Source organism: Tenacibaculum sp. SG-28, from assembly GCF_002954385.1.
GTDB lineage: Bacteria > Bacteroidota > Bacteroidia > Flavobacteriales > Flavobacteriaceae > Polaribacter.
Map to the genome: position 1 here is coordinate 1 of NZ_MQVY01000017.1, position 2,173 is coordinate 2,173.

The 2,173-nt window shown below is 26.7% G+C and carries 3 protein-coding genes; all 3 read right to left on the reverse strand.

Features of this window, described 5'->3' with window-relative positions; translation table 11 throughout:
* Position 1: 1 nt before the first annotated feature.
* The 3 genes from BSU00_RS12770 to BSU00_RS12780 all read right to left on the reverse strand — a co-directional run bounded on the left by BSU00_RS12770 (position 2) and on the right by BSU00_RS12780 (position 1,802).
* Positions 2-445, reverse strand: coding sequence for a hypothetical protein (locus BSU00_RS12770; RefSeq protein WP_146104864.1), 444 nt, complete (start codon positions 443-445; stop codon positions 2-4).
* A gap of 362 nt (positions 446-807) precedes the next feature.
* Entirely contained in the window at positions 808-1,179 is a 372-nt protein-coding gene (locus BSU00_RS12775; protein ID WP_105004720.1) for a hypothetical protein, read from the reverse strand.
* Between the two features lie 146 nt (positions 1,180-1,325).
* Positions 1,326-1,802, reverse strand: coding sequence for a hypothetical protein (locus BSU00_RS12780; RefSeq protein ID WP_105004721.1), 477 nt, complete (start codon positions 1,800-1,802; stop codon positions 1,326-1,328).
* Positions 1,803-2,173 lie beyond the last annotated feature (371 nt).

Here is a 2,173-nt window from a genome sequence, read left to right on the forward strand (position 1 = left end):
TTTACTCCCAAATTGTAGTTCCGAACGCAAGTACTTCAAGTACTTCATTAGATGTAATTGAGTCATAAACTGCGAATGGAATTTCAAAGCTTAAACGGGAGTTGGTAACATTAAAATTATTGTGAACAACATTGTCGTTTGAATTTTCTAATATTAATTCTATTTGATTGTCAGAATTAATATTCCATGTATATTCTTCAATTCCATAAATGGAAGTTGTGTATCCAGTTTTATCTGGTCTAAAGAACATAGTCTCACCATTTCCGCTATTAAAATCATTTATTTTTTTCTCAATTTGAGCTTTGGTGAGCAAAGAGCCTCCAGAGTCTTGAATATCAATTATTTCTAATTTTTTAAAAGTCCAGGTTTTATTAACCATAAGTTCTTCTCTAGAGATTTCAATATTTTCTTCTTCAGAGCAAGCAATAAAAAATAAATTAAGCATTAAAACTAAAATTCTTTTTTTAAAATTCATTTATTTAATTGTTTTTAAAGGTTTAGCTAAATTAGGCTTTAATACAGTTCAAATTTTATAAAATTTGAAAGTGATACATACGGCTATCCGGCAAGTAAAATTATAATTATTTTTTATAATTAAGCAATTTATTTTTCTTTTCCATCCAACTTCTGAATACCTTAATAAATTCACCCGTAAGACTGCTCGGAGCGGTTCAATATAACGTGTTTGTATATGGTTTGTTGCGTGTTTCAAGTACCTAATTTAGTAAATAATTACCGACCAAGAAAGTTCGCGAGGACTTTCATAAGTAGGCTAGAACTAGCAATAAATTATATACGGTGTTGTGGTTAGTTTTTGATTTTTTTCAATTTATTAAAGCCTAGTGAATCTAGAAGTTTCTCAAAAGAAGACTGTTTTTGATTTTTTTTCAATTCTATATATTCCTCTAATGTATTACCATAAAGAGCAAAAAGCTCATTATTTTCTACCTTGAAATAAGGCTTGGGATATTTTAATTTATCCCAGTTAGTTACATTTCTCTTTAAAGATTTTTTAAGAATTATTTTTTTCGGTCTAATATTAGTTTTAAAGCTGTCAAGTCTTTTGTAAACTAAATCTTGGTAAGGTACAATCCATTGGTCATTATTACTGATGTAAATATCTGTAATCTGGGGAGCATATTTAGAGTAATTATTAACAACGTCACATTTTTTTCTCACTACATAATGGAAACTATCAAAAGATAAAATTTTTTCGTTTTCTATGTAAGTAGATATATTAATTGTATCTGACTTAAAGCTTCCATCGAGGAGTTTAATTATTTTGTATTTAATATTATATTTAGAGTTAGTGCCACCTCCTAAAATTATAGTATTACAATAATACTTCTTTTACTAGAAGTAACATTAATTACTTTTCCAATAAATCTTAAACTTTTAATAGTATCATTACATTTTATAAATTTAATACATTTTTCAGGCTTCAATTGAATATTTATATTTTTTTTCAATAAATCTGATACTAAATGTTTTTGAGTAAAATGTCTTTGAGAATAAAAATAAAGTGTGTCAGTTAGTTTTGCTTTTATTGTAAACTTGCCATTTCTATTAGTCTTCGTAGTATATTTTTTTCGTAAAACTTCAACTATATCAAATGAGTTTGATGAAGTCATTTTAGGATTTGATAATTCTTTTTTTACAAATTTAATTATAGTATCATTAATTGAAATAGATACTTTTTTTTCCCCTAAAGTTGAATCTAAAGCAATTCCCTTAATAGTTATGTTTTGACTATAACCAATAGTTATATTTAAAAGAAAAAGAAAAAGGATTCTGATTGCCATTTTGTTACTGATTTAATATTACTATCTCTTTTTAATTATTGAAAATTAAAATTGTAATATCAAAGATTGTAATTCTAAAGTTTTGATTTTTATACTCGCTTTCGTTTTGGGTCAAAATTAACCACAACGGTTTGGCTAAGCTGCGTTTTAATGCAGTTTAGGTTTTGTTAGGTTTGTGTAGCGACACATAATACTGAGCGGCAAGTACAAACATAACTTTCATTAATTTTTATTAATATGCCTTGCATAAATACCAAAGCCGAAACTTGGTAAATGTAAAACTACTCTGACCAAAGATAGAAAATTAGTGTTTTTATACAACCCTGATTTTCGACTACAGTCATTCGTTTTTATATCCTTAAATGCTCACT